This is a genomic window from Streptomyces sp. NPDC059248 (genome assembly GCF_042753905.1).
Lineage (GTDB): Bacteria > Actinomycetota > Actinomycetes > Streptomycetales > Streptomycetaceae > Streptomyces.
This window is the reverse complement of sequence record NZ_JBHYZV010000014.1, coordinates 43982-64795: the sequence shown is the minus strand read 5'-3', so window position 1 is coordinate 64795 and position 20814 is coordinate 43982. Positions and strand designations below refer to the sequence as shown.

Below are 20814 nucleotides of genomic sequence, written 5' to 3'. Positions count from 1 at the left end.
ACCCGCCGCACCCGGCGCACCCGGCGAAGGGTCGGAACGGATCGCTCCGGCCGCGGTCTTGACGCGACGACCGGAACGCCACCAGGGTCGCATCGATATCTGACAACGCTGTCAGCCGCCCGGCGCCGACGTCCGCCACCGACCCCCGGAGCCGCCCCGTGCACGACGACCGCAGTCTCTCCGAAGCCCGTATCCGGCGCGTACTCGACGAACGCCTCCGCCCCGCCGTCCACCCCGAGACGACCCCCCTGGACATCGCCGTCTGGCAAGCGCCCGGCGAACCCGTCCCGGTCGCCGACGGCATCGCCGCGGCCCCGGCCCCCATCGCCGTCGGCGACCCCTGGGGCCCGCCGTGGGGGACCAGCTGGTTCCGGGTGACCGGGACCGTGCCCGCCGCCTGGGCGGGCCGTACCGTCGAGGCCGTCCTCGACCTCGGCTTCGACGACGACCTCACCGGATTCCACTGCGAGGGCCTCGTCCATCTGCCCGACGGCACCCCGGTGAAGGGCCTCCATCCGCGCAACCGGTGGGTACGGATCGCGGCGCCCGCGTGCGGCGGGGAGGAGGTGCGGCTGCATATCGAGGCCGCGTCCAACCCGCTCGTCCTCCCGCACCGCCCCTTCGATTTCCGGCCGACCCCGCTCGGCGACCCCGCGACCGCCGGGACCGAACCCGCGTACCGGCTCGGCCGGATGGATCTCGCCGTCTTCGACGAGACGGTGTGGCAGCTGGTGCTCGACATCGAGGTCCTCGACGGTCTGATGCGGGAACTCCCCGTCGACGGCGCCCGCCGCTGGGAGATCCTGCGCGCCCTCACCGGGGCGCTGGACGCCCTCGACCTGCACGACATCGGCGGTACGGCCACCGCGGCCAGGGCCCGGCTCGCCGATGTTCTCGCGGCCCCCGCCGAGGCGTCCGCGCACCGGATCAGCGCCGTCGGCCACGCCCATATCGACACCGCGTGGCTGTGGCCGCTGCGGGAGACCGACCGCAAGGTGGCGCGTACGGCGCTCAACGCGACCGCGTTGCTCGCCGACGATCCCGACTTCGTCCACACCATGTCGCAGGCGGCGCAGTTCGCCCGGCTCAAGGAGCACCGGCCCGAGGTGTACGCCCGGGTCCGCGCGGCTGTCGCCGGCGGCCGGTTCGTCCCGACGGGCGGTATGTGGGTGGAGTCGGACACCAACATGCCCGGCTCGGAGGCGATGGCCCGCCAGTTCGTCCACGGCAAACGGTTCTTCCTGGAGGAGTTCGGCGTCGAGAGCGACGAGGCGTGGCTGCCGGACACCTTCGGCTTCGCCGCCGGGCTGCCGCAGATCATCCGGGCCGCCGGACTCACCCGGCTGCTGACCCAGAAACTGTCCTGGTCCCGGACGAACACCTTCCCCCACCACACCTTCCTCTGGGAGGGCGTCGACGGCAGCCGGGTCTTCACCCACTTCCCGCCGGTCGACACCTACACCTGCGAGCTGACCGGCGCCGAACTCGCCCACGCGGCCCGCAACTTCCGCGAGAAGGGCGCCGCCCGGCACTCCCTGGCACCGACCGGCCACGGCGACGGCGGGGGCGGACCCACCCGAGAGATGCTCGGCCGGGCCGCCCGCCTCCGCGGTCTCGAAGGATCACCCGTGGTCGGCTGGGAGACCCCCGGGGCCTTCTTCGACCGGGCCGAGGCGGAGTACCCCGACCCGCCCGTCTGGGCGGGGGAGTTGTATCTGGAGCTGCACCGCGGCACCCTGACCAGCCAGGCGCGGACCAAGGCGGGCAACCGGCGGTGCGAGCATCTGCTGGCCGAGGCCGAACTGTGGGCGGCGACCGCGACCGTCAGGACCGGGTTCCCCTATCCGTACGAGGAGCTGGACCGGCTCTGGAAGACGGTCCTGCTCCACCAGTTCCACGACATCCTCCCCGGCTCCTCCATCGCCTGGGTCCACCGCGAGGCCGAGCGGACGTACGAGGAGACGGCCGCCGAGCTGACCCGGATCGCCGACGCCGCCCGCCGGGCCCTGGCCGGGGACCCGGACGGCGGGGTGCCGCTGGTCTTCAACGCCGCGCCGCACGAGCGGCACGGCGTACCCGCGGGCGGCGCCGCCGGGCCCGTCAACGGCGGCGCGCCCCGGGTCTGCGCGCGCGACGGCGGCGGTCATATCCTCGACAACGGGCTGCTGACCGTGGAGATCGACGCCCGGGGCCTGGCCGTCTCCGTCTACGACGCGGGAGCCGAACGCGAGGCCGTACCGCCCGGCGCGGCCGTGGGCCTCCTCCGGCTCCACCCCGACCACCCCGCCGCCTGGGACGCCTGGGACCTGGACGCGTACTACCGCGCCACCGGCACCGATCTGACGGACACCGAGGAGAGCACCCTCGTCACCACCCCGCTGTCGGCCGGGGTACGGACCGTGCGCCGCTTCGGCCGCTCCACGGTCGTCCAGACGCTGACGCTGAGCGCCGGGGCCAAACGCCTCGACCTGGAGACCGAGGTCGACTGGCACGAGTCCGAGAAGATCCTCAAACTCGCCTTTCCGCTCGACGTCCACGCGGAGCGGTACGCGGCCGAGACGCAGTTCGGCCAGGTCCGCCGGCCCACCCACACCAACACCGGCTGGGAGGCGGCCAAGTTCGAGGCGTGCAACCACCGTTACATCCACCTCGGCGACGCGACCTGGGGCGCCGCGGTCGTCAACGACGCCACCTACGGCCACGACGTGACCCGGACGGTCCGGGCCGCGGACGGCGGGACGACGACGGTGGTACGGATGTCGCTGCTCCGCGCGCCGCGCTTCCCCGACCCCGGCGCCGACCGGGGCGTCCACCGCTTCCGGCACGCCCTCGTGCCGGGCGCTTCGGCGTACGACGCGGTACGGGAGGGCTACCGGATCAACCTTCCGGAGCGGCGGGTCGCCGGGTCGCGGCCCGTCGAACCGCTGGTGACGCTCGGCCAGGACGCCACCGGGACGATCGTCCCGGCCGCGGTGAAGCTCGCGGACGACGGCAGCGGCGATGTCGTGGTCCGGCTGTACGAGTCGTGCGGCGGCCGGGCCAGGGCCGTGCTGCGACCCGGGTTCGCGGTGGCCGGGGTGGCCGTCACCGATCTGCTGGAGCGCCCGCTGGACGGCGCCCCGCCGCCGGAGCGGACCGGACCGGACGGCCGGGACGTCGTGGTGGAGCTGCGGCCCTTCCGGCTGGTGACGCTCCGGCTGTCCCGGGCGGACTGACGGCATGTCGTACGGCGGCCGGGGGGGCGGGCCCCGGCGCCCCGCCGCGGCGGGGTAAGCGGGTCAGGGGCAGCTCGGCGTGGGCCGCGGGGTCTTATAAAGGGAACGGCAGCCCCTTCGACAGCTCCATCAGGACGGCCTCGCCCCGGGCCGCGCCGGGCCCGAACGAGCCGGAGCCGGGGCGGCCGGTGGCGCTCCAGGTGTGGATCCGGCCGTCGCAGACCGCGAGGCTGCCCTCCAGATCCGCGTGGCGGTCGCCCTGGAACGCCTCGGCGTCGAGGAGGACGGGCCCGGAGCCGGGCGCGCAGGTGTACGTACCGGTGAGCGTCACCGAGCCGTCGGCGGCGAGCCGGGCGGTGGAGTCGACGGTGAGAGGGGCGGGGGCGAACTGGGCCAGGGCGGTGCCCGGCAGCAGGACGGCCGACAGGGCGGCGGCGAGGGCGAGGGACGGGAGAACCGCGGCGCGGCGAGCGTTGATCATGCCCGCACAACGAGCCGGGTGCGGGGCGGTGCCGACGAGCCACACCGGTGGACGAATCGTTTGATCATTATCCCGACACCCGGGGGACGGCCGAACGGCGGGTGCCCGCCGGGAGCGGCGCCGGACGGTCCACCGTGGTCCGCCGCCCGATACCCGACACACCCCACACCCCCGACACCCCACACACTCGACACACCCGACCCCCGGCACCGCCGTGCCGATCGCCGTCCCGTTCCGGCCATCCGGCGACCGTGCGCGCCCCCTCGTCGGCCGGGCGCGCACGGCGCCCCCTGCTCCCGTCGCGCCCACCCGGCGGGCCCTGGGCCCGTCCCGGCGGTCCGCCGCCGGAGCGGGGAGGCGGAGGCCGCCTCCGGGGGCAAGTCGGCAATGGGCCATTTCCCGATGGGAGCTGACGCGAACGAAGGCGGAACGGACGGAGATAAAGACGGCGATCCCCTCCTTCGGGTGAGTTTGCTCGGTAAACTCTGGGGAATCCTCCGCGGTGCATGGTAAAGGGGCAGGTGGCGTGCGGTGGTGGCATATGCCGGAACCGGCCACGGCTACGGGCCCCTACGGGGTGAAGAACGCATCCGTTACCCGGACGAGTGTTTTCTCCGCCACTTGTTGATGAGTAGGGTGTGGTCCCGCCGCCGGTGATCCACGGGGAACCGGCCGCATTCCGACGGCCGTGACCGGGCCCGTCACGGGAATGCGCGCCGGAGGCGGTGGGGTCAGGGGCGACGGGGGAGGGGAACGTGCCTGCCGGGTCATTCGGGGGACAGTACGTCTGGCATCCGGCGGCCGACGACCGTCGGCTGGCCCGCGCCTGCATCGACGTCAAGGCGGGCCGCTATCTGGGCGCCGACCGTGCCCTGCGGGAGACCAGGGCCGACTTCGGCACCCGGGCCCACCGGTCCCTGGTCCTGGCCTCCGAGGCGGCCGACTCCGATCTCGCCGAACGCTGGCTCGCCGAGGAACCCGGCCCCGAGTCGGCCCTGTTGTGGGCGCGGGTCGCCATGCTCAGGGCCCTGCGCGCGGAGGACGACGGCGCCCGGCACGCCGGAACCCTGCTCTCGATCGCCGGCGCGGCGTGCGAACGGGCCGTCCGGCTCAACCCCCGCGACCCCACCCCCTGGGTGGTCCAGCTTGCGCTCGCCCGGATCCGGCGGCCCCGTGACCCCGCGCCGACCGGACTTCTCACCGCACCCCCCGGTCCCTGGCCGCTGCTCGCCAGGGTCCTTCGGCTCGACCCCTGGAATCGTGAGGCCCACCATCGCTTTCTCGCCTTCTTCTTCGCCCGGTACGGCGGCACCGCCAGCGCCCGCTGGGACGTCGCCGCCTTCCTCAGCAACCGCGCCCCCGTCACCTCGGCGCTGCGACTGCTGCCGCTGGTCGCGCTGGCCGAGGAGTACGACCCCTCGTCGCTCCTGGCCCACCGCGCCTGGCGCAGGCCCCAGTGGGTGGCCACCGCCCTCCACGGCCACCGCCACTGGCTGCCCGAGGTGACCCGCTACCGCTTCACCCCGGTCCTCGACCTCTCCTATCTGGCCCACGCCCTCTTCATGAGCCGTCAGGAGACCGAGGCGCGGGACGTGCTGACCGCGATGGGGCCGTACGCCGCGCGGATGCCGTGGAGCGCCTTCGGCGACCCCAGCGACCAGCTGACCAGGGCCCGGCGCACCCTGGGCCTGCCGGTGCCCGCCGCATGAGGCGTCCCGTGCCGCGTCCGTCCGAGCCCGCAGGGCGGCCCTCGCGGACAGCCCCAGGGACCCCTGGGCGCTCCGGGCCGTCCCCCGAGACCCCGCGGGGCCGTATGAGAATCCGGGAACTTCGGGAAACTTCGGGAAAGGGGCCACCGGTGCCGGAGAACATCGCACCCGTCCGGCGCGGGAATCGTCACCGTGAGGACGGGACCGTCGCCCTCGACGACGACGCGACCCTGCACGCCATGGGATATCCGCGCAAACTCACCCGGAGATTCCGCGCCTTCGACAATTTCGCCATTTCCTTCACCATCATCAACGTCATCTCCGGTATTTTCTCGGCCTTCGGCTACGGAATGGCGGCGGGCGGCCCGCTGATCCTGGTCGCCGGCTGGATCGCGGTTTCCGTGATGGTGCTGTTCGTCGGCGCCGCGATGGCCGAGATCGCCTCCGCCTACCCCACCAGCGGCGCGCTCTACTTCGCCGCCGGGAAACTCGCCAGAAACCACCGGGGCGCGTGGTCCTGGTTCACCGGCTGGCTCAACTTCGTGGGCCAGGTCGGCGGTACGGCGGCCACCGCCTACGCCGCCGCCACCTTCATCCAGGCGTTCGTCGCCCTCGGCCACCCCGCCTACCAGGCCACCGGGCCGCGTACCGTCGCCATCACCGCGGTCATCCTGCTCGCCCAGGCCCTGGCGAACACCTACACGGTGGACCTGCTGGTCGTCGTCACCCGGATCTCCGTCTGGTGGCTGGCGGGCGGTGTGACCCTGATCGTCGCCTGCCTCGTCGTCCTCCCCGCCCAGCACCGGTCCCCGGCCTTCGTCACCCACTTCGTCAACGACACCGGCTTCACCAGCGGGGTCTACGCGGCCCTGCTCGGCCTGCTGGTGACCAGCTGGACCTACACCGGCTTCGACGGCAGCTTCCATATGTCCGAGGAGACCGTGCGCTCCACCGTCAGCACCCCGCGCGGCATCGTCCGGGCCATCGCCTGGTCAGCCGTCGCCGGACTCGCCCTGATGCTCGCCCTCGTCCACTCCATCGGCGACTACACCGCCACGGCCGCCGCCTCCGCGCCCCCCGTCCGCGTCCTCGTCGACGCGCTGGGCACCGGAGTGGCCGGGGTACTGCTCCTCGTGATCATCGGCTCCATGCTGTTCTGCGGGCTCGCCAATATGACCAGCAACGCCCGCCAGATCTTCGCCTTCTCCCGGGACGGCGCGATGCCCGGATCACGGCGCTGGCACACCGTCAGCCCACGGACCCGTACTCCCGTCAACGCCGTCTGGCTGGCCGCGGGATGCTCATTCCTGCTCACCGTTCCCGGCACCTGGTCCCATACCGCTTTCGCCGCCATCATCAGCGTCAACGTCGTCGGTATGTACCTCGCCTACGGCATCCCCATCTTTCTGCGACTGCGACTGAAGGACGAATTCCGGCCCGGCCCCTGGAACCTGGGGCGATGGGGCGTCCCCGTCGCCCGGATCGCCGTCGTCTGGATCGGACTGAGCAGTGTCCTGTTCGTCCTTCCGCACGCCTCACCCATCACCCCCACCACCTTCAACTACGCTCCGATCGCCCTGGTCGCGGTGGTCCTGGTGGCCACCGTGTGGTGGTTCACCACCGCCCGGAGACGTTTCTCCGGGCCGGTCAGCTACGGCAGCCCCGACGAGGTCGCCGCGATGGACCTGATCTGACGCGACGGCCCCCGGCGCGGCACCGGCCCCGACGCCCGCGTATCCCCCCGACACCGACCTCCTTGAAGGGACGCATCCCCCATGACCCACCCCCTCACCGGCACCCAGGACACCACCGGCCTCACCGTCGCCCCGGCGACCCTGGAGGAATGGCGCCGGATCGCCGAATGGTGCGCCGCCGAAGGCTGGAACCCCGGCGACGGCGACCCGGCCTGCTTCCATCCCACCGACCCCGAGGGCTTCTTCACCGGCCGGCTCGACGGCGAGCTGGTCTCCGCCGTCTCCATCGTCCGCTACGGCACCGACTACGCCTTCCTCGGCCACTACCTCGTCCGGCCCGATCTGCGGGGCCGCGGTATCGGCCTGGCGACTTGGCGCGCCGCCCTCCCGCACGCCGGAACCCGGCTGATCGGCCTCGACGCCGTCCCCGCCCAGCAAGGCAACTACGAGCGCTCCGGCTTCGGCGCCGCGCACAACACCCTCCGCTACGGCGGCGTGCCCCGGCGGACCGGCGGCGTCGCGCCCGGCGTCGTCCCCGTCACCGCCGATCTGCTCACCGCGATCGGCGCGTACGACCGCACCTGCTTCCCCGCCGAACGGGACGCCTTCGTCGCCCGCTGGCTCACCGCCCCCGGGCACACCGCGTACGCCCGGCTCGACCGGGGCCGGGTCACCGGCTACGGGGCGATCCGGCCCGGACACGACGGCCACCGGATCGGCCCCCTGTTCGCCGATACCACCGACGACGCCGAGGCCCTCTTCGACAGCCTGACCGCCGGGCTCGACGACGGGGACGCCGTCGCCGTCGACGTGCCCGAACCCCACCGGGAGGGCGCGGCGCTCGCCATGAGCCGAGGACTGACCGCCCAGTTCCCCACCACCCGGATGTACACGGGCCCCGCGCCCGCCGTACGGACCGAACGGGTCTTCGGCGTCACCAGCCTCGAACTGGGCTGACCCGCCACCGGCCGCCCCGGCTCACGGCGCCGAAGCCACCGGCGCCGTGCCGGGCGACCGCCCGGCGAACAGGGCTGCTCGGGTGGCCGCGGCGGTTCAAGCGCTCACGGACTCTCCTCATCGTGGGCTTTCGCGGAGACACATCCGCGAGCCGGTACGGACCGTCGGCCGTACGCGGTCGGACCTTCCCGGCGGGCGGTCCGCGCTGGCGCTGCGTAGCGTGACGGAGTGACCCAGCAGCCGGCCCCCGGGCGCCGCCACCCGCCCCCCTTCCCCGCGGGCCGTACCCCGTACGGCTGGATCCAGGCGTTCCTCGCCGTGGCCGCCGGACTGGTGGCGCTCGTCGTCACCGCCGCGCTCGGCCTGTGGGCCGCCGGCGCCACCGACCTCCCCGACGGCGCGTTCCCCGGTGTCGTCGCCGCGGTCGCCGTCCTCGGCGCCGGCGGTACCGTCGAACTCACCGGCTCCGCCGGACCACTCGCCGTCGGGGGCGGCGTCGTCGATGTCGTCCCCCTCTCCGTCACCCTCGCGGGCGCGCTCGTCCTCGCCCACGGCTTTCTGCGCCCCCTGCGCCGCCACGCGGTCGTCGGCACCCGCGAACTCGCCGGGTGGGCCGCCCGGCTGGCCCTGCTGTGGGCCGTCGTCCTCGTCGGACTCGCCGCCGCCGCACGGCACACCTTCGACGTCACCCCCGACGGCACCATCGGCGACCTCTTCGGACTCGGCGCCTCCGCCGGATTCGCCGCCGACGTACCGCCGAGCCTGCTGTACGGGCTCCTCTGGCTGGCGGCCCTGCTGCTGGTGGCCCTGCTCGCCTCGTACGGCGCCGCGCTCCCCGCCCGGCTGGTGCGCCCGCTCGCATCCGTCCGGCCCTTCGCCCACGCCATGGTGGTCCTGCTGCTGGCGTACGTCGCCCTGGCCCTGGTCGCCGGGCTCGTCACCGCCGCGACCCGGGGCCACGCCGCGGAGACCTTCGCCGTGATCCTGCTCGGGCTGCCCAACCTCGCCTGGCTCGCGCTCACCCTCGGCCTCGGCGCCGTCTGGGACGGCGCTGTCGCCGGCCCCTTCGGGCTGCCCGTGCCCCGGGTCCTGGACACGGTCCTGCGCGAACCCGGCGGTACGACCCTCGATCTGCGGACCCTCGCGGCGGAGGAGAGCGGTGCGTGGTGGCTGCCGGTCGCGGCGGCCGTCGGGGTGACCGTCGCGGCGGCGCTCGCCCGGCGGCGCTCCCCGGCGGGTACGCGCCCCTGGCAGCACGCCCTGCGGACTGCCGCGGCCCTGGTCCTCACGGTCCTGACGGTCTGTCTGCTCTGCCGGATCGACGCCCGCTACGGCCTCTCCCTCCTCGGCCTCGGCGACATCGGCGGCGACCTGTCCACCCGGGTCCACCTGTCTCCCCGCTGGTGGACGGCGCTCCTCGCGGCCGCGGCATGGGGCGCGGCCACGGGCCTCCTCACGGGCGCCCTGACCAGGCGCCGCACCACCGGCGTCCCGCGCCTCTGAAAGCCCTTGAGCCGACCGTTCATGTCCGTCGTCGTGAGGAGGGGGGTTTCGGGGTTGCCCCCGCAGCCGTCGGCGGGGTGCAGCGGTGACCGCTTCCGAGGGCCCGAGTTCCGCCGATGGCGAGGAGGCAACCCCGGAGACGCCCGACCAACCCGCGCACAGCAAGGACCCGCAGGGTCCAGAGCAGCGGTCTGCCGACAAGACACACAAGACCCCGCGCCCCACCCACAACGTGAACCACGGAATCCAGGGGCGAGAGGAACCGCGCGAGCAACCACCCACCACCCCGCACCCGACAACGAGACGCGGCGGGCCGCCGAACGTCAGGGCCGGAGGTACGCCAGCCCCGGATGGGCGGCCCTGTACGCGTCCACCAGGCGACGGGCCACCGTCACCGAGTCCACCAGGGGATGCGTCGCGAACGCCGCCACGGCCCGGTCGCGGGCCCCGGACTCCGCCGCCGCCAGCACCTCCCGCTCCACCGCCTTGACCGCGCCCACCAGGGCCGCCGCATGGCCCGTCAGCGGGGAGACGGCGACCGGATGCGCTCCGTTGCCGTCGACCAGACACGGTACCTCCACCACCGCGTCGTCGTCCAGCGACGGCAGGGTGCCCCGGTTGCGGACGTTGAGGATCAGGGTGGCGCGCTCGTCCCGGGCGACGGCCCGCATCAGCGCCAGCGCCACCCGTTCGTAGCCGCCGGACTCCAGATCGGCGGCCTCCCGTTCGCCCGCGCCCGCCGCCTCCCGGTTGTGCGCCATATAGGTCGCCTCCCGTTCGGCCCGGGTACGGTCCCAGGCCGCCAGCGCCGGTACGCCCCCGGGCCCGGCCATCGCCGCGTAGAACCGGGACTGCTGCTCGTGGAGGAACGCCCCCCGGGTCCGTTCGGCGCTCCGGTAGGCGGCCACCGCCTCCCGGTTGAAGTAGTAGTAGTGCAGATACTCGTTCGGGATCGCCCCCAGCGACCGCAGCCATTCCGGCCCGAACAGCCGGCCCTCCTCGAAGGAGCCCAGCAGCTCCGGATCGGCCAGCAGCCGGGGCAGCACATCCCGCCCCCCGACCCGGAGTCCGCGCAGCCAGCCCAGATGGTTGAGCCCCGCGTAGTCGGCGAAGGCCGTCCCGGGATCGGCACCCAGCACCCGGGCCACCCGCCGCCCGAGACCGACCGGCGAATCGCAGATCCCCACCACCCGGTCGCCCAGCACCCCGGCCATCGCCTCGGTGACCAGGCCCGCGGGATTGGTGAAGTTGATGACCCAGGCGTCCGGCGCGAGGCGCGCGGTCCGCCGCGCGATCTCCACGGCGACGGGCACGGTCCGCAGCCCGTACGCGATCCCGCCCGCGCCCACGGTCTCCTGGCCGAGCACACCCTCCGCGAGCGCGATCCGCTCGTCCGCCGCGCGCCCCTCCAGACCACCCACCCGGATCGCCGAGAAGACGAAGTCCGCCCCGCGCAGCGCCTCGTCGAGATCGGTCGTCACCCGGACGGCGGGCGCGTCCGGCACCCCGGCGGCCTGGTCGGCGAGCACCCGGGCCACGGCGGCGAGCCGGCCGGCGTCCACGTCGTGGAGGACGACCTCGGTGATCCGCCCCTCCGCCCGGTCGCCGAGCAGCGCGCCGTACACCAGTGGCACCCGGAACCCGCCGCCGCCGAGGATCACGAGCCTCATACGACCACCCCCGGGGTGCGGGCCGCGCGCGGGGCGCGGCGGTGACACGGGGACCGGAGGTCGGATCGTCGCTCACTCAGCACACCGCGCACGCTACCCGCCGCGTTTCGCGTCTTCACCCCCGGGAGCCGCGGCCGATCAGATACGCCAGATCCGGGTAGTCCACGACGAAGCCGTCCGCGTCGAACTCGATGTCGCGGCGGAAGTCCCCCGCCTCGTACCGGACGAGCGCGCCGCCGTCCTCCGTCGGCCCCAGCGGGGTGTACGTCTGCTCCGAAGCCCGCACCGTCAGATCGGGCACCGACACCCAGGCCATGGTGAAGGCCCGCTCGTCGTCCCCGGCCCGGTGCAGCCCGTGCCGGAGCACCGGCATGGTGTTGGTCAGCGGACAGAGCCCCAGATCGCAGTCGAGCGCGCCGTCGAGATCGTGCCTCGGCTCCCCGTCCACGGTCCACGCGCCCGCCCCGTCGTGCGCCAGGACCAGCTCCCGGACCCCGTCCGCGGTCTCGGCGGTCACCCGCAGCTCCCGGGTCACCCAGTCGTCCCCCGTCCTCAGGGCATAGGTGATCCAGTACGGCTCCGGCGCGATCCCCACGGCCCGCCCCCGGGCCTCCAGCACCCCGTCCCCGAGCCCCACCCAGGCGGTCTCGTACCCCTGGTTCTCGACGATTTCCCAGGTCAGGACGTGCGGTACGGGGGAGTGGCTCATAGCGGCAGGCTAACGCGGAACACCACACATCGCCCGTGAGGGTGACCCGTACGGACGCATGTTGACGACGTGTCGGGCGCGCGCCGAGGACCTTCTGGTCCGGATCGCGTGGAAGCTGGGGAGGTGGTTGAAGGGCTGATCTGAGCCCCCAGATAAGAGGCTCAGATCACGCTCGCTTCACCGCGTGGGCTCCCGCCCTATGGATTCCTGGTCCTGGGCGGGGGCTCACCTCATTACTTACTACACCTCCGGGCGCCGGGCAAACATCCCCGGGGCGGCGAAGCGTTCCGCCCCTCAGCGCGGCTTCTCGAACGCGTCCAGGATTCGCCGTGCCGCCAGGGTCGCCGTCAGTTCGCCGTCGCGTACCGCGCGCTCCACGTCCGGCACCGCCTCCCGTACCGCCGGATGGGTGCGCAGCCGCTCCGTCAGCTCGTCGTGGACCATCGACCACACCCAGTCGATCTGCTGGTCACGGCGTTTCGCCGCCAGGCGGCCGGTGGAGGCCAGCAGCTCACGGTGCTGCTCGACGCGCTCCCACACCGTGTCCAGGCCCGTCGCGTCGCGGGCGCTGCACGACAGCACCGACGGGGTCCAGGCCGCGTCCGCCGGGTGCATCAGCCTGAGCGCCCCGGCCAGTTCGCGGGCGGCGGAGCGGGCGTCCCGTTCATGAGGGCCGTCCGCCTTGTTGACCGCGATCACGTCCGCCAGCTCCAGCACCCCCTTCTTGATGCCCTGGAGCTGGTCCCCGGTGCGGGCCAGCGTCAGCAGCAGGAAGGTGTCGACCATCTGGGCCACCGTGGTCTCCGACTGGCCGACGCCCACGGTCTCCACGAGCACCACGTCGTACCCCGCGGCCTCCATCACCACCATGGTCTCCCGGGTCGCCTTCGCCACCCCGCCCAGCGTGCCCGCCGACGGTGAGGGCCGGACGAAGGCCGCGGGGTCCGTCGACAGCCGCTCCATACGGGTCTTGTCGCCCAGGATGGAGCCGCCGGTACGCCGGGACGAGGGGTCGACCGCCAGGACGGCGACCCGGTGCCCGAGGCTCGTCAGCGTCGTGCCCAGCGCGTCGATGAACGTCGACTTGCCCACCCCGGGCACCCCGGAGATACCGACCCGGCGGGCGGCGCCCGCCGACGGCAGCAACTCGGTCAGCAGCTCCTGCGCGAGGGCCCGGTGGTCGGGGCGGCGGGACTCGACGAGAGTGACGGCGCGGGCGACATGGGCCCGCGAGCCCTCCCGTACCCCCTTCACATAGTCGTCCAGGTCGATCCTCACCGGCATCGCGGCCCGGTGTTCACGCCCTGCCCGACGGACCGCTCCCCGGCCCGCCGGCCAGGCTCCCGTACGGACCGCTCCACGCCCCGCCGGACGGACCGCCCGACGGTCCGCCCCGTCCCCGGCCTCACGACGCGTGGCCCAGCGTCGCGGCCAGCGTCGTCACCAGGTCGTGTGCCGCGTCCGGGATCACCGTCCCCGGCGGGAACACCGCGGCGGCGCCCGCCTCGTGGAGCGCGGCCACGTCCTGCGGCGGGATCACCCCGCCCACCACGATCATGATGTCCTCCCGGCCCTGTGCCGCCAGCTCCTCCCGCAGGGCGGGTACCAGCGTGAGATGCCCCGCGGCCAGCGACGACACCCCGACGATGTGCACATCGGCCTCCACGGCCTGCCGCGCGACCTCGTCCGGTGTCTGGAACAGCGGGCCGACGTCCACGTCGAACCCGAGGTCCGCGAAGGCCGTCGCGATCACCTTCTGGCCCCGGTCGTGCCCGTCCTGGCCCATCTTGGCCACCAGGATCCGCGGCCGGCGGCCCTCCGCCTCCTCGAACCGGTCGACCAGGGTCCGGGTACGCGCCACGGACGGGGACTGTCCTGCCTCACCTCGGTACACACCGGAGATGGTACGGATCTGGCCCGAGTGGCGCCCGTACACCGCCTCCAGGGCGTCCGAGATCTCCCCGACCGTCGCCTTCGCCCGCGCCGCCGCGACCGCCAGCGCCAGCAGATTGCCTTCCAGATCCGGTCCCGGCGACGAACCGGCCGCCGCCGTCAGGGCCCGCAGCGCGTCCCCGCACACGGCCTCGTCCCGCTCATCGCGCAGCCGTCGCAGCTTCTCGATCTGCCGCTCCCGCACCGCCGAGTTGTCGACCTTCAGCACCTCGATCTGCTCGTCCGACTCGACCCGGTACTTGTTGACCCCGATCACCGGCTGCCGGCCCGAGTCGATCCTGGCCTGGGTACGGGCCGCCGCCTCCTCCACCCGCAGCTTCGGGATGCCCGCGTCGATGGCCTGCGCCATTCCGCCCGCCGCCTCGACCTCCTCGATGTGCTGCCAGGCCCGGCGCGCCAGGTCGTACGTCAGCCGCTCCACATAGGCGCTGCCGCCCCACGGGTCGATCGCCCGGGTCGTGCCGGACTCCTGCTGGAGCAGCAGCTGTGTGTTGCGGGCGATCCGGGCCGAGAAGTCCGTCGGCAGCGCCAGCGCCTCGTCCAGCGCGTTGGTGTGCAGCGACTGGGTGTGGCCCTGGGTGGCCGCCATCGCCTCCACACACGTCCGGGTCACATTGTTGTAGACGTCCTGCGCGGTCAGGGACCAGCCGGAGGTCTGCGAATGCGTCCGCAGCGACAGCGACTTGGGGTTCTTCGGATCGAAGGTGCGGACCAGCTTCGACCAGAGCAGCCGGGCCGCCCGCAGCTTGGCGATCTCCATGAAGAAGTTCATCCCGATCGCCCAGAAGAACGACAGCCGCGGCGCGAACGCGTCGACGTCGAGACCGGTGTTGATCCCCGCCCGCAGATACTCCATGCCGTCCGCCAGCGTGTACGCCAGCTCCAGATCGGCCGTCGCCCCCGCCTCCTGGATGTGGTACCCGGAGATCGAGATGGAGTTGTAGCGGGGCATCCGCCGCGAGGTGAACGCGAAGATGTCGGAGATGATCCGCATCGACGGCTTCGGCGGATAGATGTACGTGTTGCGGACCATGAACTCCTTGAGGATGTCGTTCTGGATGGTCCCGGCCAGCTTCTCCGGCGCCACCCCCTGCTCCTCGGCCGCCACGATGTACAGCGCCAGCACGGGCAGTACCGCGCCGTTCATCGTCATCGACACGCTCATCCGGTCCAGCGGGATCCCGTCGAACAGCTGCCGCATGTCGTAGATCGAGTCGATCGCCACCCCGGCCATCCCGACATCGCCGGTGACCCGCGGGTGATCGGAGTCGTACCCCCGGTGCGTGGGCAGGTCGAACGCGACCGACAGGCCCTTCTGGCCGGCCGCCAGATTGCGCCGGTAGAAGGCGTTGGACTCCTCGGCGGTGGAGAACCCGGCGTACTGGCGGACCGTCCAGGGCTGGTTGACGTACATCGTCGGGTACGGGCCCCGCAGGAACGGCGCGACCCCGGGGAACGTCCCCAGGAAGTCCACCTGGGCGAGATCGTCCGCCGTGTACAGCGCTTTGACGGGGATACCCTCCGGGGTCTCCCACACCAGATCGTCGACGTCCCGCCCGGTGGCCTCCTTGACCGCCCCGCGCCAGCGGTCGGCGTCGGCGTCGGCGCCGGAGGCGCCCCGGCCCAGGGCGATCCCGGTGAAGTCGGGGATGGTCACGGCGCCACTCCGATCAGATCGAGGGCCCGGCTGAGGACGTCCACGGCGTCACCGCCCGCGAACACGAACTCGTCCACCCCGGCCCTTTCGTACGTCTCCCGCAGCTCACCGGGGCGCCCGGCGAGATAGATCCGGCGCGCTCCCGCCGCCTTCAGCGCCTCGGCGACCGCCGCCGCCTGTTCGGCGTACAGGGTGTCGCTGGAGCAGAGGCAGACCAGTTCGGCGCCGGACGTGGCGAACGCGCCGGCGGCCGTCGCCGCGTCCACCGTCACCGGGTCGTGGACCGGTTCGATCCCGCCCGCGGCGAAGAAATTGGCGATGAAGGAGGCCCGGGCCGTATGCACGGCCGCCGGACCCAGCGCCGCGACGAAGACCCGCGGCCGGGACCCGGTCCCGGCCAGGAACGCGTCCGAACGGGCCCGCAGCTCCTCGAACAGCTCGTCACGGCGGACCCGCGGCAACCCGCCCGACGGGCGGGCTGGCGCCGGTTCCCGGACCGGCGGCACCTCGGAGAGCAGCGGGAACTCGCTCACCCCCGTGATCGGCTCCCGGCGGGTCGCCAGCTTCCTGCGGCGGCCCTCCCAGACCGCCCCGATCCGCGTCCCCACCAGCCCCGAGCGGAGCGCGGCGAGCTGACCACCGGCTCCCTCCAGCTCCTGGAACCAGGCCCAGGCGGTGTGCGCCAGATCGTCCGTCAGCCGCTCTACGTACCAGGAGCCGCCCGCCGGGTCGATCACCCGGCCCACGCCCGACTCCTCCAGCAGGATCGTGGAGGTGTTGCGGGCGATCCGCCGGGCGAAGGCGTCCGGCAGCCCCAGCGCGTGATCGAACGGCAGGACCGTCACGGCGTCCGCGCCGCCGACCCCCGCCGCGAGCGCGGCGACCGTGGTGCGCAGCATGTTCACCCACGGATCACGGCGGACCATCATCACCGGGGAGGTGACCGCGTGCTGGCGCTGGGCGCCCGCCGCGGGACCGGCCCCGCACTCCTCGGCGACCCGCGCCCACACCCGGCGGGCGGCCCGCAGCTTCGCGATCGTCAGGAACTGGTCGGCGCCGGCCGCGTAACGGAACTCCAGCTGCCCCAGGGCCGCTTCGACCGGCAGCCCGGCGGCCGTCAGCTCCCGCAGCAGCGCCACGCCCGTCGCCAGGGCACAGCCAAGCTCCTGCGCGGCCGAAGCCCCGGCCTCGTGGTACGGCAGCGCGTCCACGGTCAGCGCGCGCAGCCCCGGATACCGCTCGTGGCAGCGGCGGGCGAGCCCCGCGGCGGCCCGCAGCCGGTCCGGTACGTCGTCGTACGCGCCGGTACGGGCCGCGTGGCCGAGCGGATCGGCGCCCAGATTGCCCCCGGGCCCGGGCGACACGTCCCGCTCGCGGAAGAGGCCGAGCAGGGCGGTCGCCGCCTCGTCGAAGGCGTCCCCGGCGTCGAGGACGACCGGCGCGAGATCGAGCAGGACGCCGTCGAGCGCGGCGGCGAGCCCGTCGGCGGGGAGACCCGAAGCGCCGACGGTCAGCCACAGGGACGTCGCCCCGTTCTCCAGATCGGTGAGTACGGCCTCGTTGGCCGCGGCCGGGTCGGGCCCGTCGTGCCGCTGCCGTACGTCCCATCCGGCGACCGCGCCGCCCTCGGGGCGACCGCCCCGGGTGAAGGGCGCGAAGCCGGGGAAGCCCGCGGTGTCCGCGGAGTCGGGAGCGGTGTCCGCGGTGTGCAGCGGACGGACCGTCAGGCCGTCCTCCACGAGCGTGGCGAGTGTGTCCTCCGCCGCGGTCTCGGGAACGTCCTTGCCCGCCTTGCGGAGCACACCGGCGACGAGCCGCCGCCACTCCTCGTGGGTGGCGTCGGGAAAGTCGCCGGCCAGGGTGAACCCCTCGAAGGGGTGTTCGGGGAGCGCGGTCATGACCGGATGCTAGGACATCCGCCCACACGCGCAGCAGATGCGCCAAGTGTGAGCTTGCCCTCGGTCGGTCGATCGCCCTTGCCCAGGACGCCGGTTGCCCCGCAGGTGATCGTGGTGCCGGGGGCCCCGGCCGCCGGTCCCGCGGCCGTTCGGGTGGCGGGGCGACTCCAGCGGCTCACCAGCCGTACACCAGTGGCGGCACAGCCGCAGCGGGCCCGCGGGACCGCTCCTGCCGTCGGCCGCGGAGACCGCCGGGGTCCCCCGAGCCCGTCCCGGCTCGTCCCGTGATCCGCACCGTGCCGTAACGCCGGGACAGGGACCCGTCCACCGTTCCGCCCCGCGCGGGGCGGCGGACAGCTACCGGCCCCTGCCGGTGCCGCCGCACGGATCGCGGAAGGCGCGGAAGTCGCTGCTTTCAAGGAGTGTCACCCTGCTTCGTCGTTGCTCGGTCGGTGCCTTTGGTGCCTTCGGTGCCGGTTCGCCGGCCGCGGGGCGCTCGCCCACGCGGGATCGGGACCCGAGGGTCCGGGCGTCGCGGGTACCGACCCGCGGCGGCCGGTTCTCGGCCACGGCGCACGGGTACGGAGAACCGCCCCGCGGAGTAGGTCCTGGCCCCGGGACGGCGGTCCCACCCTGGTCCGGCCGCCGCCGGGCGTCAAGATATATCCGCGGAGATAGGGGTGATTAAGGGGTGGTACCCGGCCCGGACGGTTCGGGTGCGACCGGCCGCCGTCGCCCGTACGGTGGAGGGGACCGCGACGACGCGGCCTCGCGCGCAAGGCGCGGAAGGTGAGGTGCCCGTCCGATGACCGGTGAGATCTCCTTCGTCGAACTCGGCGTGGCCGACCCGGACAAGGCGCGGACGTTCTACGGAACGCTCCTCGGCTGGTCCTTCGGTCCCGGCAGCGGCGACGGCGGCGGCTACGAGGTCCGGACGCCGAACGTGCCGGGCGGGATCCACGGCGGCGACCCCGGCGCCGGAGCGTACGTCTTCTACCGCGTCGACGACATGACGGCCGCGCTCGCCCACGTCGTCGAACTCGGCGGCCGCGTCGACGAACCCGACCTCGGCCAGGACGAGGAGAGCACGGCCCGCTTCGGCCGGTTCACCTTCTGCCACGACGACCAGGGCTCCCCCTTCGGCCTCCACGAACCGCCCACCGGCCGCCCGCCCGACCCCGCCGCCTGACCCCCGCACGGGCACACCGTTCCCGGGGCGTCCGGCCGCGCGGGACCCGCCCCCGTGGACCGCCGGGCACCGTACTGGAGCATCCTGGGGGTGAGACCCGGGCCGACCGGACCGGACCGCCGCGACCCTTCTGGGGGACGTCCATGCGCATCGCCCTGAGCCAGCTCACCACCGGACCCGACCCCGTCCGCAACCTCGGACTCGTCCGGGAACAGGCCCGGCTCGCCGCCGACGCCGGAGCCGGGCTCGTCGTCTTCCCCGAGGCCACCATGGCCTGCTTCGGCACCCGTCTCGCGCCCCTCGCGGAGCCGCTCGACGGGCCCTGGGCGACCGAGGTGCGGCAGATCGCCAAGGAAGCCGGTCTGGTGGTCGTCGCCGGGATGTTCACCCCCGCGGACGACGGCAAGGTCACCAACACCCTGCTGGCGACCGGGCCCGGTGTGGAGACCTCGTACGACAAGATCCATCTGTACGACGCCTTCGGCTTCACCGAGTCCGCCACCGTGGCCGCCGGGTCGCGGATCGTCACCTTCGACGTCGACGACGTCCGCATCGGCCTCGCCACCTGCTACGACATCCGCTTCCCCGAACTGTTCCGGGCCCATGCCGACGCCGGGGCCGTACTGTCCCTGCTGCCCGCGTCCTGGGGCGCGGGAGAGGGCAAGCGCGACCAGTGGGACCTCCTCGTCCGCGCCCGGGCCCTCGACGCCACCCTCTGGGTCGCCGCCGTCGGCCAGGCCGACCCGGCCGCGTCCGGGACCGAAGTCACCGGGAAGGCCCCCACCGGCATCGGCCACAGCGCCGTCGTCGGCCCCGACGGCACCGTACGGGAACGCCTGATGTCCGGGCCCGGGCTGCTGGTCGCCGATATCGACCCCGACGAGGTCGCGACCGTACGCGCCACCATTCCCGTCCTCGCCAACCGCAGGCTGCGGTAGCCACCGGGCCGCGCCGTGTGCTGGAGCGCCAACGCCGACCTCGTGGCGGGCACCGCGATCGGGGCCGTCGGCATCGTCTGCGCGGTCCGCGTACTCCGCGGCGACCCGGCCCGCCGGGCCCGTGAGCTGCCGCTCGCCGCCCTGCCCCTGCTCCTCGGCGCCCACCAGATCGTCGAGGCGGTGGTCTGGCACGGCGGGGGCGGCACCGGAGCCGCCGTACTCGTCTGGGCGGTGATCGCCCTGCCGCTGCTGCCGCTGTACGTCCCCCTCGCCGTCGCCGCCGCGACCCCGCCCCCTGCCGGGGGCGCCCCCGGGCGCAGGCGCCGGATACCGCCGCGTTCCGCCGTCCTGCTCGCCGCGGGTGCCGTCACCTCCGCCGCCCTCGGGTACACACTCGCCACCGGGACCGTGACCGCGGAGATCCACGGGCGGACCGTCGGCTACGGAACCGGCCTGTCCGCCTCCGCCCCCGCCGTCGCCGCCGTGCTCGCCGGATATCTGCTGGCGACCGTCGGGGCGCTGCTCCTCTCCGGCGACCGGGTGCTGCGGCTGCTGGGCGCCGTCACCGGCGTCGGGGCCGTGGTCTGCGTCCTGCTGTGGCGGAACGCGTTCGTCTCCACCTGGTGCGCCCTGGCGGCCGTCGCCTCGGTCCTGATCCTGGTGTGGACGGGCCGCGACCCGGGTACCCGGCCCGGGACCGGCGCCCGATTCGCCTCCCGGGGCGGGGCGCGCGAGGCTGGAGACGACATACCCCGGCGGGGAGCGCGGAAGCCCGTAGCGGAGGAGGAACCACCGTGAGCAGTGCCGATCAGCAGACCGAACCCGTCGTGGTGTCCATCAGCGGCTGCGCCAAGGAGGACGCCCACGCCGTCTTCGAGGCGCTGCGGCACTCCTACGACTGCGACCGCGGCGCCGGTGACCGCCCCGACTACGTCTCGGCCGGCCACCCCACCGTGTGGACGGCGACCTTCGACGCCGCCACCGCCCGCGACCCGGCAGGGCCCGTACCGCTGACGACGGCAGTGGACGCCGAGATGCAGGGCGGCTACTGGGCCGTCGACCGGATGACCGAGACCCTGTCCGCCGTGTTCCGGGTCGAGCGGCAGGGCTCGGCCGCGGGCGACCAGGAGAAGGACGTCCAGCTGCGGCTGCTGAGCCGGGCCGGCTGAGCGGACCGGGGCGCCGTACGGGATCCGCCGCCGCGTTGCGGGGACGGGCCCGGCGGGCGAGGGTCGAAGGGC

15 protein-coding genes are annotated in these 20814 nt (G+C 73.9%); 9 read left to right on the top strand and 6 right to left on the bottom strand.

Annotated elements, in window-relative coordinates:
* Positions 1-158 precede the first annotated feature (158 nt).
* Positions 159-3215, top strand: a complete 3057-nt coding sequence (locus tag ACFXG1_RS08460; protein WP_384741730.1) for an alpha-mannosidase — start codon at positions 159-161, stop codon at positions 3213-3215.
* A 94-nt stretch (positions 3216-3309) separates the two neighbouring features.
* Here ACFXG1_RS08460 and ACFXG1_RS08455 read toward each other — a convergent pair whose 3' ends face one another.
* Positions 3310-3696, bottom strand: a complete 387-nt coding sequence (locus ACFXG1_RS08455) for a DUF6299 family protein (protein WP_384741728.1) — start codon at positions 3694-3696, stop codon at positions 3310-3312.
* Positions 3697-4451: 755 nt separating this feature from the next.
* On the opposite strand from ACFXG1_RS08455, the gene ACFXG1_RS08450 reads away from it, so the two are divergent.
* The 4 genes from ACFXG1_RS08450 to ACFXG1_RS08435 all read left to right on the top strand — a co-directional run bounded on the left by ACFXG1_RS08450 (position 4452) and on the right by ACFXG1_RS08435 (position 9559).
* Positions 4452-5405, top strand: coding sequence for a hypothetical protein (locus ACFXG1_RS08450; protein WP_384717838.1), 954 nt, complete (start codon positions 4452-4454; stop codon positions 5403-5405).
* A gap of 239 nt (positions 5406-5644) precedes the next feature.
* A complete protein-coding gene (locus tag ACFXG1_RS08445; RefSeq protein ID WP_384717844.1) occupies positions 5645-7099 on the top strand; it encodes an amino acid permease in 1455 nt (484 codons plus the stop codon).
* Between the two features lie 81 nt (positions 7100-7180).
* Positions 7181-8056, top strand: a complete 876-nt coding sequence (locus ACFXG1_RS08440) for a GNAT family N-acetyltransferase (protein ID WP_384717841.1) — start codon at positions 7181-7183, stop codon at positions 8054-8056.
* Positions 8057-8284: 228 nt separating this feature from the next.
* Positions 8285-9559 (top strand): streptophobe family protein, encoded by a 1275-nt coding sequence (locus ACFXG1_RS08435; protein ID WP_384717843.1) that lies wholly within the window; start codon positions 8285-8287, stop codon positions 9557-9559.
* 323 nt (positions 9560-9882) lie between these two features.
* Here the strand turns inward: ACFXG1_RS08435 and ACFXG1_RS08430 are convergent, their stop codons facing one another.
* From ACFXG1_RS08430 to ACFXG1_RS08410, 5 genes are all read right to left on the bottom strand, one after another.
* Positions 9883-11229: a 6-phospho-beta-glucosidase gene (locus ACFXG1_RS08430; protein ID WP_384720497.1), complete on the bottom strand. Its 1347-nt coding sequence runs from the start codon at positions 11227-11229 to the stop codon at positions 9883-9885.
* 115 nt (positions 11230-11344) lie between these two features.
* Entirely contained in the window at positions 11345-11938 is a 594-nt protein-coding gene (locus ACFXG1_RS08425; RefSeq protein WP_384720494.1) for a putative glycolipid-binding domain-containing protein, read from the bottom strand.
* 294 nt (positions 11939-12232) lie between these two features.
* Positions 12233-13222, bottom strand: coding sequence for a methylmalonyl Co-A mutase-associated GTPase MeaB (meaB, locus tag ACFXG1_RS08420; RefSeq protein WP_384720491.1), 990 nt, complete (start codon positions 13220-13222; stop codon positions 12233-12235).
* Between the two features lie 121 nt (positions 13223-13343).
* On the bottom strand, positions 13344-15548 hold the full coding sequence (gene scpA, locus ACFXG1_RS08415; RefSeq protein ID WP_384741725.1) for a methylmalonyl-CoA mutase: 2205 nt from the start codon (positions 15546-15548) through the stop codon (positions 13344-13346).
* A complete protein-coding gene (locus tag ACFXG1_RS08410) occupies positions 15545-17446 on the bottom strand; it encodes a methylmalonyl-CoA mutase family protein (RefSeq protein WP_384741723.1) in 1902 nt (633 codons plus the stop codon). Before ACFXG1_RS08410 ends, scpA begins: the two co-directional genes overlap by 4 nt.
* An 805-nt stretch (positions 17447-18251) precedes the next feature.
* Between ACFXG1_RS08410 and ACFXG1_RS08405 the strand changes: the two genes are divergently transcribed.
* The 4 genes from ACFXG1_RS08405 (at position 18252) to ACFXG1_RS08390 (ending at position 20742) form a co-directional block, all read left to right on the top strand.
* Positions 18252-18635: a VOC family protein gene (locus tag ACFXG1_RS08405; protein WP_384719925.1), complete on the top strand. Its 384-nt coding sequence runs from the start codon at positions 18252-18254 to the stop codon at positions 18633-18635.
* 143 nt (positions 18636-18778) lie between these two features.
* Positions 18779-19573, top strand: coding sequence for a carbon-nitrogen hydrolase family protein (locus tag ACFXG1_RS08400; RefSeq protein WP_384719927.1), 795 nt, complete (start codon positions 18779-18781; stop codon positions 19571-19573).
* Between the two features lie 15 nt (positions 19574-19588).
* Entirely contained in the window at positions 19589-20371 is a 783-nt protein-coding gene (locus ACFXG1_RS08395) for a DUF6629 family protein (RefSeq protein WP_384741721.1), read from the top strand.
* The gene (locus ACFXG1_RS08390; protein ID WP_384719931.1) at positions 20368-20742 is read left to right on the top strand and encodes a hypothetical protein; all 375 of its coding nucleotides are present in this window, start codon (positions 20368-20370) and stop codon (positions 20740-20742) included. Before ACFXG1_RS08395 ends, ACFXG1_RS08390 begins: the two co-directional genes overlap by 4 nt.
* The last annotated feature ends 72 nt before the right edge of the window (positions 20743-20814 follow it).

Bases quoted from the DNA above. Each gene is read 5' to 3' on its own strand.
- ACFXG1_RS08455 (WP_384741728.1), bottom strand. From the start codon at position 3,696: ATGATCAACGCTCGCCGCGCCGCGGTTCTCCCGTCCCTCGCCCTCGCC.
- ACFXG1_RS08445 (WP_384717844.1), top strand. From the start codon at position 5,645: ATGGGATATCCGCGCAAACTCACCCGGAGATTCCGCGCCTTCGACAAT.
- ACFXG1_RS08440 (WP_384717841.1), top strand. From the start codon at position 7,181: ATGACCCACCCCCTCACCGGCACCCAGGACACCACCGGCCTCACCGTC.
- ACFXG1_RS08430 (WP_384720497.1), bottom strand. From the start codon at position 11,229: ATGAGGCTCGTGATCCTCGGCGGCGGCGGGTTCCGGGTGCCACTGGTG.
- ACFXG1_RS08425 (WP_384720494.1), bottom strand. From the start codon at position 11,938: ATGAGCCACTCCCCCGTACCGCACGTCCTGACCTGGGAAATCGTCGAG.
- meaB (WP_384720491.1), bottom strand. From the start codon at position 13,222: ATGCCGGTGAGGATCGACCTGGACGACTATGTGAAGGGGGTACGGGAG.
- ACFXG1_RS08410 (WP_384741723.1), bottom strand. From the start codon at position 17,446: ATGACCGCGCTCCCCGAACACCCCTTCGAGGGGTTCACCCTGGCCGGC.
- ACFXG1_RS08405 (WP_384719925.1), top strand. From the start codon at position 18,252: ATGACCGGTGAGATCTCCTTCGTCGAACTCGGCGTGGCCGACCCGGAC.
- ACFXG1_RS08400 (WP_384719927.1), top strand. From the start codon at position 18,779: ATGCGCATCGCCCTGAGCCAGCTCACCACCGGACCCGACCCCGTCCGC.